Genomic DNA, 18402 nt, shown 5'->3' on the forward strand with positions numbered 1-18402 from the left:
TCCCCATTTAATGGATTGGTCCGCGTTTCGCGGATCGTTCTGAGACCAATGTCCCTTTAAACCTTGGGTCAATCAAGGAATTGTTGGCGCAACCGGGGTTTCTTTGCCCCGTTTGCTTCTGCTATGCGGCGCTGCAACAAGAACCCGCAGGAGCGAGCATGAGCGCCACGGCCCGCAAAAAAGCCCCAAACGCCGAAGACATTCGCGCCCGAAAGGGCGGAACGCCTTTGGTTAGTCTGACAGCCTACACAACGCCAATGGCCCAGCTAATGGATGCCCATTGCGACTTTGTGCTTGTAGGTGACAGCGTCGGAATGGTCCTGCACGGGCTTAGCTCAACGCTTGGGGTGACGATGGAGATGATGATTCTGCATGGTCAGGCGGTTGCGCGCGGCTTGAACAAAGCAATGATGGTAATCGACATGCCCTTTGCCAGTTATGAAGAAAGCACTGAGCAAGCCTTCCGAAATGCCGCTAGGCTGATGGCCGAAACAGGCGCAGGCGCCGTCAAACTGGAAGGCGGAGTCGAAATGGCCGAAACCATTCGCTTTTTGGTAAATCGCGGCATTCCAGTATTGGCGCATATTGGCCTGACACCTCAGTCAATCAATACTTTGGGCGGATATAAAGTTCAGGGTCGCGCCGAAAACGCTGATGCTGTGGTTGCTGACGCGCGAGCCGTCGCTAAAGCAGGAGCGTTTTCCGTTGTGTTCGAGAAGGTTCCGCAGGTTTTGGCCGACCGGATAACTGAAGAGGTCGATATTCCAACTATCGGAATCGGAGCCTCGGCCGGATGCGATGGGCAAATCCTTGTAGTCGAAGACATGGTCGGGTTTTTCACAGCGTTCAAACCAAAGTTTGTGAAACGCTACGCCGAGTTGGGTCCACTAGCTGAAGCTGCAATCGCAGAATATGCCTCTGATGTACGCGCGCGCGCATTTCCCACGGATGCACACGTCTTTAGCGAACAGCCAACTACAGCGGAAACAACAGCATGACCGCCCCAATCCTGCGCAGTCTGAAAGACCTGCGCGCACTTACCACCCAATGGCACCGTGATGATGAAACGATCGGCGTCGTACCAACCATGGGCGCACTGCACGCGGGCCACCTTTCGCTGGTCGAAACCGCTAAGAAAGAATGCGACCAGGTCGTCGTCACAATCTTTGTGAATCCAACGCAGTTCAACAATCCCGAAGACCTGGACAGGTATCCACGTACCGAGGCTGAGGACGCCAATATACTTGAACCCTATGGTATCGGTGCAATCTATGTTCCCGAAGCAAAGGAAATTTACCCTGACGGATTTTCCACCACGGTTTCGGTGGCGGGGCTTGCGGACATGATGGAAGGCCCAGGCCGCCCTGGGCATTTCGAAGGCGTCGCTACGGTCGTTGCGAAACTGTTTCTGCAAACCCAAGCAGACAAAGCCTATTTTGGAGAAAAAGACTATCAACAATTGCTTGTGGTCCGCCGCATGGCCCGTGATTTGAACATTCCTGTTGAGGTTATCGGTTGTGAAACAGTGCGGGAGCCTTCAGGCCTTGCTATGTCTTCGCGCAATGCCCGCCTGTCCACTGCCGGGATGGTGGTCGCCTCGAAAAAGTACCAGGTGATGCAACATGTCTCCGAAGGGCTTCGGACAGGTCAGGCAATGGATAGCTTGGTCGAGCAGGCGCAGTCGGTTCTGTTGGATGAGGGTTTCACGGAAATCGAGTACATGGAACTTCGCTGCGCCGAAACTCTTGAACTATTGACCCACGCGGGGCGCCCAGCCCGTCTTTTTGTCGCGGCATGGGTAGAAGGTGTTCGTTTGATCGATAATATTCCTGTTTTGCCAGCCTGATTTCTGTACTGGAACGTGCGCGACAGTTTGCGCTAATCTCCCGCAAAACGTTTTGGGGAGAGAGCAGGCATGACATATATTCTGGCGATCGATCAGGGAACAACGTCTTCGCGGGCCATTTTGTTTGACGAAAATATGCAGCGCGCAAATACCGCTCAGCAGGAGTTTACTCAGTATTTCCCACAGGAAGGCTGGGTAGAACACGACGCTGAGGAAATTTGGGAAAGTGTTCTGAGTGTATGCCGTGAGGCTATGAAAGACGCTGACATTTCCGCTGATCAGATCGCTGCCATTGGAATTACGAACCAGCGCGAGACCACTGTTATCTGGGACTGCACGACAGGGAAACCTATCCACAACGCGATTGTCTGGCAGGATCGTCGAACTGCCGAAATCTGCGACCGGTTTCGCAAAGCCGGATGCGAGGATGACGTGACTGCCCAAACGGGCTTGCTGTTGGATCCATATTTTTCAGGAACCAAGGTAAAGTGGCTGCTGGATACGGTTCCCGGCGTACGATCGAGGGCCAAGGCTGGCGAACTGTTGTTCGGGACCATAGACAGTTTCCTGATTTGGCGCCTGACCGAAGGCAGGATACACGCCACAGACGCAACCAATGCCGCCCGCACCTTGTTGTTTGATATTCACAACGGTGTATGGAGCGAAGAGATTTGTGATCTGCTGGACGTTCCGATGTCGATGCTGCCTGAGGTTAAAGACTGCGCTGCAGATTTCGGAAGCACTGCATTATTCGGTGGCGACATTCCGATTCTTGGGGTTGCAGGTGACCAACAGGCCGCCACCATAGGACAAGCGTGTTTTCACCCTGGAATGATGAAATCCACGTATGGCACTGGCTGCTTTGCGTTGTTGAACACAGGAAGTGAACCTGTCGAATCTAAAAACCGCCTTTTGACCACAATTGCTTATCAACTGGATGGTCAAAGAACCTACGCTCTGGAAGGGTCGATCTTTATCGCAGGAGCTGCGGTTCAATGGCTGCGCGATGCCCTACAGATCATAGACTCAGCTCCTCAAAGCGGTGAGTTGGCTGCGCAGGCCGATCCAAATCAGCATGTCGTTCTGGTTCCCGCCTTCACCGGCCTCGGGGCTCCGTATTGGAAACCGGACTGCCGCGGCGCCATGTTCGGTCTGACCCGAAATTCTGGCCGGCCCGAAATCGCTCGCGCGACGCTGGAGAGTATTGCATTTCAGACTCGGGACCTATGGCATGCCATGCAAGGTGATTGGGGAGATGATGCCAATGTCGTATTGCGCGTTGACGGGGGCATGAGCGCATCGAATTGGGCGATGCAGGGGTTGTCCGATATTCTTGGTGCTCCGGTCGACCGCCCGGTTATGCAAGAGACTACAGCTTTGGGCGCAGCTTGGCTGGCTGGTTCGAAGGCAGGTGTTTACCCGGATAAGGACGGCTTTTCCGACGCTTGGTCGCTTGATCGGCGATTCGAGCCCGAAATGGCTCGGGACGATTGCGAAGCTGCGTACACGAGGTGGCAACGAGCTGTTTCCGCTACAATGGCATTTTGAGGTTTCCGGGGGGATCGACAGACCGAACCTTCAAAAGGTTCAAAAACTGTGGGATCACACTGTAATTTCGAAAATTCTAATCTGTATGTTTGTACGCCTTGATTAATGCCACCCTGTGCCTAACATGGATGCGGAAACGGGGGGTTAAATGCTTGCAGCCATCGTCTTTTATCTCAGCTTGTTAATCTCTCTGGGAATTGGTTTCCTGTATTTTCGAGATTTAGGTGACGTCAGCCAAATGGTTCTCAAAGTCAAACGTGAGAACATGGTCCGCTTTATCCGAAACGAATACCGCCTGATCGTCGTGGCATTAGGCTGTCTTGTGCTGATGACTGTAACGCACTTTGGCTTTGGGTCGGGGCCAGGCTGGATTTATTGGATAGGCCTTATTTTGGGTCTGTTTCTGATCGGGTTTCCTTACGTCTGGGTGCATGTCGGTTTACGCAATCAAAAATCCAGTGCCCAATACTTCGATATTGATGAAGCTCGGGAATTTGTGAGTCCAAGCAGCCCCGTGCTGGTCAATGAAAACGAAGGAGTTGCCCGCGCCCATCCCGACGCGCAGTTGATGCGACCACATCTTGCGGGAAATGAAGAAGGGCTGGGCGGCAGGAACGTTGTAATGACCTACTGCGCCATGGCCAATCTTGGGATCGGCTATACACCCGAAGTCGAAGGAAAAGCTTTGGATCTCGAGGTTGTTGCACAGCATGGCAACAATTTGATTTTACGCGACAACAATACAGGAGAGCCGATCCAACAAATTTACGGTTTTCGCGAGGCAGACAGCTCTAAAACCGACTCGGGCGCGGTCTGTCCTCTTAAACCATCGCTTGCCATGAAACCCTGGCCAACATTCCGAATGACGTTTCGCGGATTTCAAAAGGCTTATCCGGACGGTACTGTGTTTCTCAACAAACCCTCCAGCAATCCGTTCTTGTTCCTTTTTGATAGCGCCATGGAGATGCTGTTTGCGGCGTCAATCGGTAAACACCACCGCGAAGCTGCCCCCGTAATGGATAATATGAGTCACTTCGATGATCGGCTGGACAACAAGACCTATGTTTGGGGTGTAGATATCGATGGCGATGCCGTTTGCTGGACCGACGATTTTGTTGTCGAGCAGGGCAATTTAGTTAACACGCGAGTTGGGGGCCGCCCAATCGTTATTGCTTGGCACCCCAGATACGAAAGCCTTGGGTTCTGGTATAATACGACGGGTGCACCAGTTACCGAGATAGATTTCTTCGGCAATACGCCAAATGGCAAATTGGAACGCGTCGAGGCGTTGAAACCTGGAATGTTTTGGCATGTCTGGGTGGAGTTCTATCCCCATACAGACATCAATCGCACATCTGAGCAGGCAAAAGCGGCCTGATCAAAAAGCTTGGGAAGTTTGGATGAGATACATTATCTTGGCAACTGTACTTGGAACCTCTGCTTCTGCAGTCGTGGCGCAAAACGCCTCGATACTGCATGATTCCGAGTACTATATTCTGGAAGCCCAGCATGCCGAACAATGGGCAGAGGATGACGCTGCCGTCGACGCCTTGCTTGCAGAGTTCCGCGCAAAAAATGACGGCAGACCACCGAACATCATCAGTGTTTTGATCGACGATATCGGATTTGGTGATCTTGGTATCCCCGAGCTGAACGCGGTTCGCGGATACGAGACGCCCAATATCAACGATTTCTCCGATCAGGCCATGCGTATGGTACGCATGTACACAGAACCCTCTTGCACACCTACTCGTGTTGCCCAGATGACTGGGCGGTTACCTGTGCGAATGGGTATGGGTGACACGACTGTCGACATCGCTGGGTTTGGCCTGCCGAGTGCCGAAGTGACTTTGGCCGAAGTATTAAAAGACGCAGGCTACGCGACCAGCCATGTCGGAAAATGGCATATGGGCGACATTGCCGAAAGCTGGGCGATGAACCAGGGGTTTGATTACGCTCAACATGCCATCCATCAACAAGGTCAGCTCACCATTTTTCACGACGATGCCATCCGTGAACAGGTTTCGGTCGGCATTGCGGATTTTGACCCGGTTTACACTTTGGACGATCTTTTCCGGCCCGACGCTTCGGCAATGATGACGGTAATCGAAGGCGAAAGCGGTGGTCCGATAAGAGAAATCAGGATGGAACCGGGCGAACGTTGGAACGCTGGAAAGTATGACGAAATGAATCAGGCGTTTCAGGACAAAACCCTGTCCGAGTTGAAGAGGCTGGCCAGCGGTGAAGACCCATTCTTTTTGCAGTATTGGCCCATGATCCCACTGGACAACACACGCGCTGGCCGCGATGGGCCGGACAGCCCTAACGGCGGGCTTTACGTTGACAAAATGCAATTGCTGGACACTTGGCTTGGCGATCTGTTTGCCGAAGTGGATACACTGGGTCTGACTGAGAACACCATAATCGTTGTGATGGGCGATAACGGCCATTTCACAAAGTATTCTCCACAATCGGGATATTCGCCGATGATCTTCAGAGGCGGCAAAGGTGATACGACCGAAGGTGGTGTACGCGTCGATGCGTTTATCCGTTGGCCCGGAATGATCGGAGCTGATTCCATGATCAACAACATCATACATGTGTCGGACCTTTATACGACACTATCTCGGTTCGCTGGCGCCGAAGGCGGCATTCCTACAGACCGCCTGGTTGATGGTGTTGATCAGTCCGCATCGATTCTGTTCGAAGATGAATCCAAAGGGCGACGCGATAGCGTGATCATCTATTCCATCGACTCTCCTAAAGCCATTGTGAAGGACAAGCTGCGCCTGAATCTTCCCGCAGCTGGTGAAAGCGCGATTCTTGCCGAGTTCTACGACATCTATCGGGATACTCACGAAAAATATCCGGTTTCAACCGAGGTCGGCGCTTGGGGAGGGCAGGAATTCGTGCGCATCCTTGGTCGCCATTTGGCCCGCAAGGAAAAGTACCCCGATACACCTCCTGCATATGGACCGCCTTATGAAGGAATCGAAAACATCCGCCCCGAAACCGCAGCAGCTGTCGAAGCCTTCAACATAAAACGCGCATCAGTTCAGAAATAGGGATCAGCTATGATCCTTCATCAGACGTTGCTTTTGGCGTGACCAGTCCCGCTTGGCTTGCGTTTCACGCTTGTCGTGAATCTTCTTACCTTTGGCGATACCGATCTTAATCTTAGCCCGGCCTTTGTGGTTAAAGTACAAAACCAGCGGCACCAAGGTCATGCCTTTACGCTGCGTCGCGTTCCAAAGACTCGCCATCTGTTTTTTTGAAACCAAAAGCTTGCGGCGACGACGCTCCTCGTGTTTGAACACTTTGGCCTGCTCGTACGGGGCAATATAGCTGTTAACCAGCCAAAGCTCTCCGTCGTCCACTGAGGCATAGCTATCTGCAATGTTTGACCCACCTGCGCGCAAGGATTTGACCTCGGAACCCTCTAGCACAATGCCGCATTCCAGATCATCCTCAATTGCATAATCGAAGCGCGCTCGCCGGTTCTCAGCAATCACTTTATAATTCGGGTCTGTCTTCTGCTTGGCCATGGGGCGTTGATTTAGGCGGCTTGGGCAAACCATGCAAGGCCGGGATTTTATTCGGTATCCTAAGAATTAGCCGAAATGATCAAGTCAGGCCCAAAAATCGTATCTGCATGGTTGTGCAGATATATCTTCAACCAAGGTGTAAAACGATCCGGGTGACGTTTCACTTCCGCCAACAGATCATGATAATCAACCCAGCGTATGTCCATGACTTCGTCAGCATTAGGATCGATTTTCAACTGACCGCGCACATGGGCCAGAAACACATCAACCACTTCATGTTCCACCATGTCATTACCAACATCCGCATGATACTCCAGACGGTGTCGATATTCTGGGTACAAACCAGTGATCCCTAGCTCCTCAGCCAATCTCCGCACTGCGCAAACCGATGCGCTTTCGTTCCAATCCGGGTGGGTGCAGCAGGTGTTCGCCCAAAGACCGGGAGTATGATATTTTCCCATCGCGCGTCGCTGGATTAGAATTTCAGTACCGCGCACCAAAAAGACCGAAACCGCCTTGTGCTTAAGGCCCTTTTCATGTGCTTCCAGCTTGTCCACGGGAACCAGAACGCCATTTACCCATGCTGGAATCATGATACCCATCTATTCTCTCCTGCTGCCGAAACAATTTCGCGGCGGTAATAACGGGATAGCTACGCCCAAAGCAGCCTGACGTTCTGGATGATCTTTTTGAAGGTGAGCGGGGGACCATCCGATGATACAAAGGTGGTTCCGATCAGTTCGAGAATCAATCGTGCGAATGGCCGCAGGGATAGCGGCCAAACTTCGGTCTATGTCGTCGAATATTCTTTTGCCACTACTCTCCGGACACACTCACGATATAGGCATAGACGTCTTCTGCACCTTTTTTTAGCTTGAAAGTCATTTTGGATTTTGCCGCCGTCTCACCCAGATAGTCCTTTAGAAAAGCCTTGGGATCCTCTGCATAGGCAACAAATGTTTCTTCATCCCAGACCAGACCGTTTTCACCGGCTTCAACGATGCTGTCGCCATATTTGTACCCTTCAACCGTGCCTGCGGTGCGGCCCGCAACACCGTAAAGGTTAGGTCCAGTCTTGCCGCCTTTAACGATGACTTCACCTGCTGGATCAGCAATCATGTGGCAGGACTTACATTTGTTAAAACCTTTTTTACCTGCCTCAGCATCGCCTTCTGCAAGGGCGGGAAAGGGCAGCAGGCAGACAATCACGGTGGCTAGAATTCGTTTCATAGCTGATGCTCCGATGCGTTTTTTCTACACTGAATGGAAGGCTGGTTTAAGGCAGAGTCAACGCGCAGATTGCCGCGTGATGTCACTGTGTCACAGCGGTGTATGGACGGTCACTCGCGGTTATCATGCATCTCGGACCAGCATGGCAGCAGATCGCCTGCGCTGGACGACGCCAAAAAAACAGCACGAGCAATCGCACGGGCCAGACAAAGCGACGCGGAATGCCCAATCAAAGCTAAGGCTCCTTCCTCAACCTCTTGCGATCCGGTGCTGATACCAAACACAAGATCGCCGTCACCCGGAGTGTGAGAAGGCACAATTGCTCGGGCGATCCCGTCGTGGGCCGCCATAGCCAAACGCTGACATTGCGGTTTGGATAAGGCGGCGTCTGTCGCAACGATGGCAATCGTTGTATTGGCTTTTTCCGGCGATGCGGGGTGCATTGCCTGTGCCTTCAGGCTTTTTGGAATTGGGCCCAGACCTGAACTCGGATCAGGGCCAACACCACCAAATTCAGATCCAATTTCGAAATGTGCGGCCCAGAAGTGGCGATTCCCCGGTGTAGTCACACTACCCAAAGGGTTAGCCGCCACAAGCGCACCAACCGTTACACCGCTTTCCAACTGCAAGGAAGCCGAGCCAAGACCACCTTTGTGCATCGCCGCCAGTGCCCCGGTACCTGCGCCAGCGGTACCAAGGCGAAAGTCCTCTGCAGCGGTCAAATACGCGGCGCGCCCTAACGCTCGATAGGGGTTTTCTGTCCAACTTTTGTCGCCACCGTTTAAAAGATCGAACAAGATCGCGCCGGGCACAATTGGAACAACCGCGTTCCCGACATTGAAGCCGCGGCCTTGGGTGTAAAGTGCATCTGACACACCTGAACAGGCGTCCAGGCCAAATGCTGATCCACCGGACAACGCAATTGCGTCGACGCGTGTCACCGACTTATCCGGAGCGAGCAAGTCTGTTTCCCGAGTCCCCGGTGCACCGCCCATGACATGTACAGAAGCGGTAAACGGCTCTGCGGCAGTTAGAACAGTGGTTCCGGACTTCAGCGCGTGGTCTTCTGCGTTTCCGACTAAAAGGCCGGGAACATCGGTGATCAGGTTTCTGGATCCCGGGGTCATATTGCGCCTATCCTCAGATACATCGACCGCCGTCGACCTCAAGTGCGGTGCCGGTGATCATACTGGCCTCGTCGGAGCAGAGGAAACATGCTGCATTTGCCATGTCTTCGGGCGTCGAAAACCGGCCCAGCGGGATGGTCGACAAAAACTTGGCGCGCATTTCAGGCGTGTCCTCTCCCATGAAGGACTTAAGCAAAGGTGTCTCCCCAGCTACAGGGCAGATTGCATTCACACGCACACCTGACGGGGCCAGTTCTACAGCCATCGTTTTAGTCGCTGTGATCATCCAGCCTTTTGAGGCGTTGTACCAGTTTAGGTTTGGGCGAGGTGACAGACCTGCTGTCGAGGCCACGTTTAGTATCGCACCTGCCCCCCGCGCTTTCATCGCCGGCACAAAAGCACGAGCAGTCAGATAGACGGATTTCATATTCACGTTGAAGACGCGGTCAAAGTCTTCTTCGTCGACCTCTTCCAGCGGCATCGGCAGGTGAGTTACGCCGGCATTATTCACAAGTATGTCCAGGTGACCGAATCGATCCCGCGCTGTGTCTGCCATAGCATGCACCGAACCTGGGTCCGCTACATCCACCAACTGAGCTATTGCATTCGGTCCAAGTTGCCTTGCCTGAACTTCGGCCGCGTCGCGATTTATATCAGCAATCATTACCTGCGCGCCTTCGGACAGGAACTTCTGCACAATCCCAGCACCGAAACCGGACGCGCCGCCGGTAACAATTGCGGTTTTTCCCTCTAACCTCATGATCTTGCTCTCCCTTGCGCGATCAGACTAGCAAGGCACAGCGAAACTACCAGATCAATCTTCCGAGACCTTGCCGCGCAACGCTTTCACATCCGATCGAGCCTTTTTTGCCGCCAGTCGACGTTTAACAGACCCGAAAGTGGGTTTGGTGGCGATGCGTCGCTTTGGTTTCACTAACGCGCGGGTGATCAACTCGGTCAGTCTCGCGCGGGCAATCTCACGGTTACGGGCCTGAGATCGGGTTTCTTCACATTGGATGATAATCGCGCCTTCTTTAGTCCAGCGCCGCCCAGCTAATCGTTTCAGCCGAGTTTTAACCGAGTCCGGCAAAGATGGTGAGCGCGCGGCTTCGAACCGCAATTCAACAGCTGTCGAGACTTTGTTGACGTTTTGCCCGCCGGGACCGGATGAACGCACAAAGCTCTCGGTTATTTCCCAATCTTGCAGTGTGATATTGTCATTGATGCGCAACATTGGAGCGACTTTACAAGGGCCAGACATAAACAGAAAGGGCCGCCCCAACGGGACGGCCCTTCGAAAGTTCAGGAGGTCGGGTCGGTTAGATCAATCGACCAGCCGGAGCGAGCGCTCCGCCAAGGGCTGCCCTAACAGGCGATCCCCCCGGTTGTTCCGACACCTCTCTCCAATCTCTTTCTCGACACTGGATCACCTCCTTTTCTATCTGTTGCGGTTAATTGTAAGCCTGACACAAGTTGTGCCATTCTCAAAGCGTTTTTTTAAGCAGGCTGAGCCGTGAGCCGCCCAACGATAACTTTGAACGGGATCAGGGCGATCAGAGCCAGCGAGAGTTTGACTAGCCAGTCAGCGAAGGCCAGCGTCACCCACAATGGCGCTATTGGGCCGGACAGCATGAACGGCATAGGTTCCCACGCCCAGCTAATCGCGGCATCAGCGTTTGCGCCGAAGAAGGTGACCGAGGCCGAGAAGGCCAAAGTGAAGAAGATCGCGGTGTCCAGCGCCGATCCGACCAACGTCGAGACAAGCGGTGCGCGCCACCAGCGGCCGGCGCGCAGCGAATTGAACACGGTGACGTCCGTCAGTTGCGCGATCAAGAAAGCCGTACCCGAGGCAACTGCGATCCGCAGAGGTACCGCGGCGTAGGTGAAGCCATCACCCTGAAGCATGATCTGGCTGCCGATCAGCGAGCAGACGATGCCGGTGACAAAACCTGCCAACACAACCTTGCGGGCCGGACCCACGCCGTAAACGCGATTCATGATATCGGTTACCAAAAAGGCCAGCGGATAGGTGAAAGCACCCCAAGTCAAAAGCCCGTCGAAGATCAGGAATTGGACCAGAATGTTTGAGGCCACTACGATAGAGGCCATGGCAATGATGCCGGGAATGTAAGCGCGTTGCATGTTTTGGTGCCCGTTTTGACAAGGTAGCGGCGACTTGGCCTCGGGCTCATCCCAAGGCAAGCCGTGCGTTTAGACCCTTGTCAGGCACCTGTCAATCCGGCAGCAGGTATTCTACCAGCTCAGTACTCTGCAGGGCTAGAAAGTTGTCATCCGAAATCATCGTGGCCCGCAACAGCCCATCGCTGTCCTCCCAAACCGATAATCCCTCCAAGTTGTCATGCGCACCATTATCAGTTTCAAACAGAATTTCCTCGGCCATAGGAACATCATCTTTTAACTGCCACCGTCGAAGGCGAGATCTAAACCCAATAGGTGAAATGCTGCGCTCTAAAACATAAAGGCGCCCATCCGGCCCGAAATCAGCTGCGACCGGTTTGAATCTTCCGCGGGGGGGCAGGCCAAATGGTGTCTCCCAGGTGTGCCCATCCCATCGAAAAACAAGTATTTCCCCTTGGGCCGAACGACTGGTCTCGGTCACAGCGTAGACCCGCCCCAATTTGTCGATTGCCAATCCTTCAAAAGACCCGTTGCCTTCCAGATCTCCAAAAAAATTCGGTCGAGGCAAAACATGCGCCTTTTCCTGTGATGACGGATAGTGCGCAACGCGGTGGACGCCCTCGAATGAGATGAAAAAGCTACCATTTTGGGTAAACGCTATGCCCTCGGAGTCACCAGCTCGGCCCTTGAGCAATCCACCGGTGCTGGACAGCACAGGCCAATGTTCGAGAAGTTCAATGCCACTCATAATCCCCTGATCCCGATGAATTCGAGCCTTAACAAGCATTGCGCGATCGGAAAGAGCGATCATTTCGCTCCCGTCGTCCGAGATGTGCAAGGCAGAAAACCCACCGAACCAACTCTCGTTATACCGCCAGACCGAGCTGCTTTGATGGGTTGCTGTTTTGACGTCCACCGCACCGGCCGATCCGGCCAGCAGTAGCGCGGCTATCAATTGGACTGAAGTACTGAGGCGCATTGCTGTGGCAGGTCTGCCAAACGATATTCACCGCGTTTTTTTGGCGCTGGTGCATTCGGATCAGGGGGAGGGGGATTGAGAATATTTTGTACCCACTGCTGTGCCTCTGCACAGCCATCACCTTTGGGTGGCGGATCTTGATTGATGCAACCGCGTGACCCGCGCGGGCATTTCAGGCGGACATGGAAATGATAGTGATGCCCCCACCAAGGCCTGATTTTGCGCAGGTAGGCACGGTTGCCCGTCTCTTCTTTGCACATCTCAACTTTGGCACCGGGAAACACAAAAATCCGGGCGACTCGTTTGTCTTTTGCCGCCTCGCGCAGAATAGCATGATGCTGTTTGGTCCAGTTCCCGTTTACATAGGCTCCGTTGGATCGTCGCAAAGAGATAGACGAAATATTTTCGCGAGCATTTCGCGACAGACGTAGATTATCGGCCGGCAACATCCAGATATCGATGTCCAAACCCAACTGGTGACTTCGATGTCCAGATGTCATGGGTCCACCGCGTGGTTGGCTGATATCCCCGATGTAGAGTCCGCTCCACCCCGGCTGACGCGCTGCAAACTTGCTGAGATCTTGCACGTAGTCGATAGTTTGTGGGTGCCCCCAATTGCGGTTGCGTGAAAGACGCATTGCCTGCCACGTCGGACCAGTTTCGGGAAGTTGGACCGACCCGGCCGCACATCCGCGCGAATAACTGCCGAAAGCCGCCGCCTTTTGGTTGGAACCAACTTTCTGGGCACCAAACAACTGCTTTGCTAATGGCTGTGCCACCGTTGGGACAGCCAGGCAAACCGCCGTCAGTATTGCAAAAAAACGTAGTAAAATCATCTGCTCTGATCCCCTTCGGGCTTAACCCAGTGCATCAGGATTAAACCAAGAATAAACAACACAACGATGGGAGACACCCCCAGTCGTGCGCTGCCGGTAACTGTCGTAGCAATCGCGATAAGCATTGGTGCGGCAAAAGACGTGGCGCGACCCGACAGACCGTAAAGGCCAAAGCTTTCAACCGGTGCTTCGGGATCTGTGTGGCGAACCATCATTGATCGACTGGCAGATTGCAGAATGCCACCCATGCCACCAATCAATACGCCACAGCCAAAAAATACCAAATCCGGCAGGCCAGAGCCTTCGGGCAGTGCGATCCCAAAAATTTGCGCCCGGTTCATCGAAACAATTGTGGTGCAGACAAAGATTAACACCCAGATGGCCACCAAGATCACCGGTTTTGGGCCATATTTCTTGTCCAACTTTCCGCCCACCCACGAAAAGGCAGCCGCCGCCAAAACGCTCACTATGCCAAACACGCCGATTTTGATCAGGTCCCACTCCAGAACCAATCGGGCATAAACTCCACCAAAGCTATAAAGCCCGTTCAACGCGTCGCGATAGAACATGGACGATCCCAGATAGCTGGCCAGACTGACCCGGTAACGCAGGTTTGACACGGATTTGACAAGCAGGCTCAGCGCCTCACCGACGCTACCTTTTTTTTCGGATTGTGAATCGTCCCGAACCCACATGAAATAAGGCACCATGAACAGAATGAACCAACCTGCGGTGAACGGTCCGACAAATCGTGTACCCTGCCGTGACATGGCATCCAGCCCGAACATCGGATCCATCCCGATCAATGTCTTGCCGTTGGCCTGTTCTACAAACAATGTCAGCATGATCGCTAGCGAGATCAGCCCGCCAAAATAACCGAACGCAAACCCCGAACCGGAAATCTCGCCCACTTCGCGGTCGTCGCCCAGATCAGGAAGTTGTGAGTTGATAAAGATCAGTGCGTACTCGGCGCCGACAAACCCAAACCCAAATGCCGAAAGCATCAACCACATGTTAGATCCGTCCGGCATCGTGTACCACAGCGCCGCGGATCCAACTGCGTACATGACAGAAAATGCAAAAATCCAGGGAATTCTGCGACCCGAAACATCGGCCATCGCACCCAGGAGTGGTGCGCCAAAAGCAATAATCAAACCGGTTATTGTTAAACAATTGGCCCAAACAGTTTGCGCGCGCGCGGCCGCAGCCTCAGCGTCAAGACCCGTACCTGAAAAATACCCGGCGGCAACCCCGGCAAAGTATGGACCAAATACAAAGGTCACTAGCAGGGTGTGATATGGTTGGCTGGCCCAGTCGAAAAACCACCAGCCCCATATGCGCTTGCGCTTGGAAATCTCTGCCATAACCGCCCCTGGTTTCTGGGTTTCATAAGACGGGTCTTTGATGCAATTCGCAAGCGTTCTGTTGCCTCACACTTGCTCTTTGTGGTTAAGGCGCTTAGGTCTCAGCAAATGTGAAAACGGAGTACCCATGCTGTCGCTGATCCAAATCCTTCTGCTGATACTGGACATTGTCTGGTTCATCATACTGGCCCATGTGATCATGAGCTGGTTGATCAACTTTCAGGTTCTGAATCTGAATCAACAGTTGGTCGCACAAATCTGGTATGGGCTTAACCGAATACTTGAGCCAATCTATGGCCCGATCAGACGTTTCCTGCCAAACATGGGCGGGCTTGATCTGACACCATTGGTGGTGCTGATCGCAGTCTACGCGCTTCGTATTATTTTGATAAACAACGCAGTCTATTTTTACTGACCCCTTGTTCGAAGATTCCGAGTGTGTGATTGTCCTGTCTTAAGAGCAGATAGAAGATAAAACAGGGCAAACCCGCACATGTTCGACGCCGCACCTATGCTGCGAGATGTCTTTGGATTCGACGACTTCCGCCCCGGGCAGGAAGAAATTGTCGATGCCGTTGCCGCAGGTGAAAACGTTTTGGCGATCATGCCTACGGGTGGCGGCAAATCGCTGTGTTATCAATTGCCAGCTTTAATGCGAGACGGGGTTACCGTTGTCATCTCTCCGTTGATTGCCCTGATGAGGGATCAGGTTCGCGGTTTGCAAGAAGCAGGGGTCACCGCCGGGGCACTGACCTCTGGAAATACACCGGAGGAGACCGACGCCGTGTGGGAGGCTCTGGACGCCGGACGCCTGAAATTGCTTTATATGGCACCCGAAAGGCTTGCAGCCGGGTCCGCATTGGGAATGCTGCGTCGGATCAATGTAAACCTGATTGCAGTGGACGAAGCCCATTGTGTCAGTCAATGGGGCCACGATTTTCGACCGGATTATCTGCGTATAGGAGACTTGCGGCGGGCGTTAAAAGTTCCGCTGGCTGCTTTTACAGCCACGGCTGACACGGAGACGCAGGAAGAGATTGTTGAAAAGCTATTCGACGGCACAACGCCAAGCAAATTTCTTCGCGGCTTCGATCGACCCAACATCCATTTGGCTTTCGCAGCAAAAGACGGGCCGCGTAAGCAGATATTGGAATTCGCCGGCGCTCGCAAAGGTCAACCCGGCATCATTTATTGCGGAACCCGCAACAAGACCGAAGTTCTGGCCCAAGCGTTGCGCGCGCAAGGGCATAACAGCTGCCACTATCACGGCGGGATGGAGGCAGAAGACCGCCGCGCCGTCGAAGCTCGTTTTGCAGGCGAAGACGGGTTGATCGTTGTCGCAACCGTGGCATTTGGCATGGGGATCGACAAGCCCGATATCCGCTGGGTCGCGCATGCGGACCTGCCAAAATCCATCGAGGCATATTATCAGGAGATCGGCCGCGCCGGTCGGGACGGCGGCCCTGCGGAAACCCTGACCCTTTTTGGACCTGATGATATCCGCCTGCGACGTGCACAAATAGATGAAGGTTTGGCTTCAACCGAGCGGCGCATGGCCGATCATGCGCGTCTGAACGCTCTGCTTGGATTGGCCGAAGCATTAAAGTGCCGACGTCAGACTCTATTGGGTTACTTCGGTGAACAGGCCGAACCTTGCGGCAAATGCGATCTGTGCGACAACCCACCTGAGATTTTCGACGGCACCACCGCAGTTCGTATGGCTTTGTCCGCGATTCTTCGTACCGAAGAATGGTTTGGTGCAGGGCACCTGATCGATATCCTGTTAGGGGTTGAAACAGATAAGATTCTGTCTCGCCGTCACGATGCACTTTCCACCTATGGCATTGGAAAGGACTGGTCACGCGCCCAGTGGCAGGCGATTTTTCGACAGATGATGGGGCATGATCTGATCCGCCCGGACCCGGACCGCCATGGCGCGCTGCGCATGACCGAGGCCGCAAAACCAATCCTGAAGGGCGAGGCGCAAATCGATCTTCGCAGCGATACTATCCGCAAAGCTGGACGGCGACCTGCGGTCAAGGCGATGGTATCGGAAGAGAACGCACCATTGCTTTCGGCTTTGAAGGCGAAACGCCGTGCGCTCGCAGAAGCCGCCAGAGCACCTGCCTATGTTATTTTCCCAGACCGCACGTTGATCGAAATGGCCGAGAAACGTCCTTTGACGTTGGACGAAATGGCGCGGATCGGCGGTGTGGGTGCCAAGAAACTCGAGCGTTACGGCATCTTCTTTCTCGAGGTTATAGCTGGGGAGGCTCAACCAGTGCATCCCGCGCGTCGCAAACTGGCGAGCAGGGGCCACGGTGAAATCTATGATCAGCTGCTTGAAGTTCAGTCGCGGCTATCGCGCGGGTCCGAGGGTATAGATAAACCACTGACTTGCTCTGCCTCGCAGCTGGCTAAGGTGGCTCAGATGCGTCCTGATGATATTCGGGGCATGGAAAAAGTGTTGGGCGACAGACGCCATGAACGATTTGGCCTGGCATTTCTGGACGTGTTGCGACAAGCGGGCTAGATACCGCAAGACAGGCAAGAAAGAGATCGGATATGCTGATAGTGATTTCCCCGGCCAAGCGGCTGGATTGGTCGGAACGTAACGTAACGCCGACAGAACCAGCTTTTCAGGATGATGCTTTTCGCCTTTCGAAGACCGCGCGCAATCTGACGCTGGGCAACCTTAAAGGTTTGATGGATCTCAGTGACGATCTGGCTAAACTCAATCGGGAACGTTTTCGCGCATTTGCAGAAACACCAGAGATTTGCTCTACTCGACCGGCGGCTTTGGCCTTTGCAGGCGACACTTATCAGGGACTTGAAGCTGCTTCGCTGGATAACGACGAAATGGCTTGGGCGCAGGATCATCTGCGTATCTTGTCAGGCCTTTACGGTTTGTTGCGCCCATTGGATGCAATTCAACCTTATAGACTGGAAATGGGCAGCAGGCTGAAAACCCGTCGCGGCAAAAACCTTTATGAATATTGGCGCGATCATCTCAGCAAAGCTTTGAACGATCAGGCTCAGAATATTGACTCGGACGTTCTCATTAATTGCGCCAGTCAGGAATACTTTGGGGCCATCGACCGAAAGGCGCTCAAACTCGACGTGATCACGCCAGTGTTTATGGAAGATAAGACGGGCACCCCTAAAATTGTCAGCTTCTTCGCAAAAAAAGCTCGTGGTGCAATGGCGAGGTACATTGTTCAAAACCGTCTGACCGATCCTGAAGGTTTGCTGGAGTTTGACACCGGTGGATATGAATACCGCCCAGACCTGTCCGAAAAAAAACAGCCGGTTTTTGTTCGACCTTATTCGGCGTGATCCAGCATCGAAGGGTCGTACGCTACCAACTCCACTGTATTACCCTCGGGATCTTGGGTGAATATTCCGCGCCATCCGATCCAGCCGAATTGCTCAACCCGGTAGGGTATTCCGATTTTGTCATACCAACGCATAACCGCGTCTTGTTCTGAAAAGGGCAGCGACAGAGCGATATGATGCAAGGATGAACCACGACCTGTTATCGGTTTTTCCTTACCTGAGGGATGCAAACCTGGGCGCGGTGCAGCTGAATGGTGAAATAGGGCGAGCACTTGGGTGTGCCCGCCATATCCTTTGGCTATTTCAAAGAAAGTGACAGCGCTGCTGTGGTCTCCACTGAGACGTTTTAGCCCGATTACGGTTTCGTAGAATTCGACCATTGCACCCATATCAGCACAGCGTATTGCGACCTCTCCCAGTGCACGGGTGCGAAAGCCTCGATCACTTGGCAT

Annotated in this window: 19 protein-coding genes; 8 read left to right on the forward strand and 11 right to left on the reverse strand. The window is 53.5% G+C overall.

What is annotated here, in order from left to right; all coding sequences use genetic code 11:
• The first annotated feature begins 158 nt into the window (after positions 1–158).
• The 5 genes from panB to GOV45_RS15965 all read left to right on the forward strand — a co-directional run bounded on the left by panB (position 159) and on the right by GOV45_RS15965 (position 6459).
• Positions 159–998 (forward strand): 3-methyl-2-oxobutanoate hydroxymethyltransferase, encoded by an 840-nt coding sequence (gene panB, locus GOV45_RS15945; RefSeq protein ID WP_170479588.1) that lies wholly within the window; start codon positions 159–161, stop codon positions 996–998.
• Positions 995–1846 carry a pantoate--beta-alanine ligase gene (gene panC, locus GOV45_RS15950; RefSeq protein ID WP_170479590.1) on the forward strand — a complete coding sequence of 284 codons (852 nt, stop codon included), beginning with the start codon at positions 995–997 and terminating at the stop codon, positions 1844–1846. The genes panB and panC overlap by 4 nt, the downstream gene beginning before the upstream one ends.
• A gap of 69 nt (positions 1847–1915) precedes the next feature.
• Positions 1916–3394, forward strand: a complete 1479-nt coding sequence (glpK, locus tag GOV45_RS15955; RefSeq protein ID WP_170479592.1) for a glycerol kinase GlpK — start codon at positions 1916–1918, stop codon at positions 3392–3394.
• 148 nt (positions 3395–3542) lie between these two features.
• Positions 3543–4772, forward strand: a complete 1230-nt coding sequence (locus GOV45_RS15960) for a DUF3179 domain-containing (seleno)protein (protein ID WP_170479594.1) — start codon at positions 3543–3545, stop codon at positions 4770–4772.
• A gap of 22 nt (positions 4773–4794) precedes the next feature.
• Entirely contained in the window at positions 4795–6459 is a 1665-nt protein-coding gene (locus GOV45_RS15965) for a sulfatase-like hydrolase/transferase (RefSeq protein ID WP_170479596.1), read from the forward strand.
• A 3-nt stretch (positions 6460–6462) separates the two neighbouring features.
• On the opposite strand, the gene smpB is transcribed toward GOV45_RS15965, so the two are convergent.
• The 10 genes from smpB to GOV45_RS16015 all read right to left on the reverse strand — a co-directional run bounded on the left by smpB (position 6463) and on the right by GOV45_RS16015 (position 14614).
• A complete protein-coding gene (gene smpB, locus GOV45_RS15970; protein ID WP_170479598.1) occupies positions 6463–6939 on the reverse strand; it encodes an SsrA-binding protein SmpB in 477 nt (158 codons plus the stop codon).
• Between the two features lie 59 nt (positions 6940–6998).
• Entirely contained in the window at positions 6999–7541 is a 543-nt protein-coding gene (gene idi, locus GOV45_RS15975; RefSeq protein WP_170479600.1) for an isopentenyl-diphosphate Delta-isomerase, read from the reverse strand.
• A 214-nt stretch (positions 7542–7755) separates the two neighbouring features.
• A complete protein-coding gene (locus GOV45_RS15980) occupies positions 7756–8169 on the reverse strand; it encodes a c-type cytochrome (protein ID WP_170479602.1) in 414 nt (137 codons plus the stop codon).
• Positions 8170–8279: 110 nt separating this feature from the next.
• Positions 8280–9296 (reverse strand): P1 family peptidase, encoded by a 1017-nt coding sequence (locus tag GOV45_RS15985; RefSeq protein ID WP_170479604.1) that lies wholly within the window; start codon positions 9294–9296, stop codon positions 8280–8282.
• Positions 9297–9309: 13 nt separating this feature from the next.
• A complete protein-coding gene (locus GOV45_RS15990; RefSeq protein WP_170479606.1) occupies positions 9310–10056 on the reverse strand; it encodes an SDR family oxidoreductase in 747 nt (248 codons plus the stop codon).
• Positions 10057–10110: 54 nt separating this feature from the next.
• A complete protein-coding gene (arfB, locus tag GOV45_RS15995) occupies positions 10111–10530 on the reverse strand; it encodes an alternative ribosome rescue aminoacyl-tRNA hydrolase ArfB (protein ID WP_170479608.1) in 420 nt (139 codons plus the stop codon).
• Positions 10531–10793: 263 nt separating this feature from the next.
• Positions 10794–11438 carry a queuosine precursor transporter gene (locus tag GOV45_RS16000; protein ID WP_170479610.1) on the reverse strand — a complete coding sequence of 215 codons (645 nt, stop codon included), beginning with the start codon at positions 11436–11438 and terminating at the stop codon, positions 10794–10796.
• A 91-nt stretch (positions 11439–11529) separates the two neighbouring features.
• Entirely contained in the window at positions 11530–12390 is an 861-nt protein-coding gene (locus GOV45_RS16005) for an esterase-like activity of phytase family protein (RefSeq protein ID WP_254448022.1), read from the reverse strand.
• Positions 12387–13250, reverse strand: coding sequence for a penicillin-insensitive murein endopeptidase (gene mepA, locus GOV45_RS16010; RefSeq protein ID WP_170479613.1), 864 nt, complete (start codon positions 13248–13250; stop codon positions 12387–12389). Before mepA ends, GOV45_RS16005 begins: the two co-directional genes overlap by 4 nt.
• Positions 13247–14614 carry an MFS transporter gene (locus GOV45_RS16015; protein WP_170479615.1) on the reverse strand — a complete coding sequence of 456 codons (1368 nt, stop codon included), beginning with the start codon at positions 14612–14614 and terminating at the stop codon, positions 13247–13249. Before GOV45_RS16015 ends, mepA begins: the two co-directional genes overlap by 4 nt.
• A 127-nt stretch (positions 14615–14741) precedes the next feature.
• Here GOV45_RS16015 and GOV45_RS16020 point away from each other — a divergent pair, with 127 nt between their 5' ends.
• The 3 genes from GOV45_RS16020 (at position 14742) to yaaA (ending at position 17950) form a co-directional block, all read left to right on the forward strand.
• Positions 14742–15029 carry a YggT family protein gene (locus GOV45_RS16020; protein WP_170479616.1) on the forward strand — a complete coding sequence of 96 codons (288 nt, stop codon included), beginning with the start codon at positions 14742–14744 and terminating at the stop codon, positions 15027–15029.
• 78 nt (positions 15030–15107) lie between these two features.
• Positions 15108–17147, forward strand: a complete 2040-nt coding sequence (recQ, locus tag GOV45_RS16025) for a DNA helicase RecQ (protein WP_170479618.1) — start codon at positions 15108–15110, stop codon at positions 17145–17147.
• Positions 17148–17179: 32 nt separating this feature from the next.
• Positions 17180–17950, forward strand: a complete 771-nt coding sequence (yaaA, locus tag GOV45_RS16030; protein WP_170479620.1) for a peroxide stress protein YaaA — start codon at positions 17180–17182, stop codon at positions 17948–17950.
• On the opposite strand, the gene GOV45_RS16035 is transcribed toward yaaA, so the two are convergent.
• The gene (locus tag GOV45_RS16035) at positions 17938–18402 is read right to left on the reverse strand and encodes a VOC family protein (RefSeq protein WP_170479622.1); all 465 of its coding nucleotides are present in this window, start codon (positions 18400–18402) and stop codon (positions 17938–17940) included. The genes yaaA and GOV45_RS16035 overlap by 13 nt on opposite strands.

It is taken from the genome of Ruegeria arenilitoris, assembly GCF_013035425.1.
GTDB classification, from domain to species: Bacteria; Pseudomonadota; Alphaproteobacteria; order Rhodobacterales; family Rhodobacteraceae; genus Ruegeria; species Ruegeria arenilitoris_A.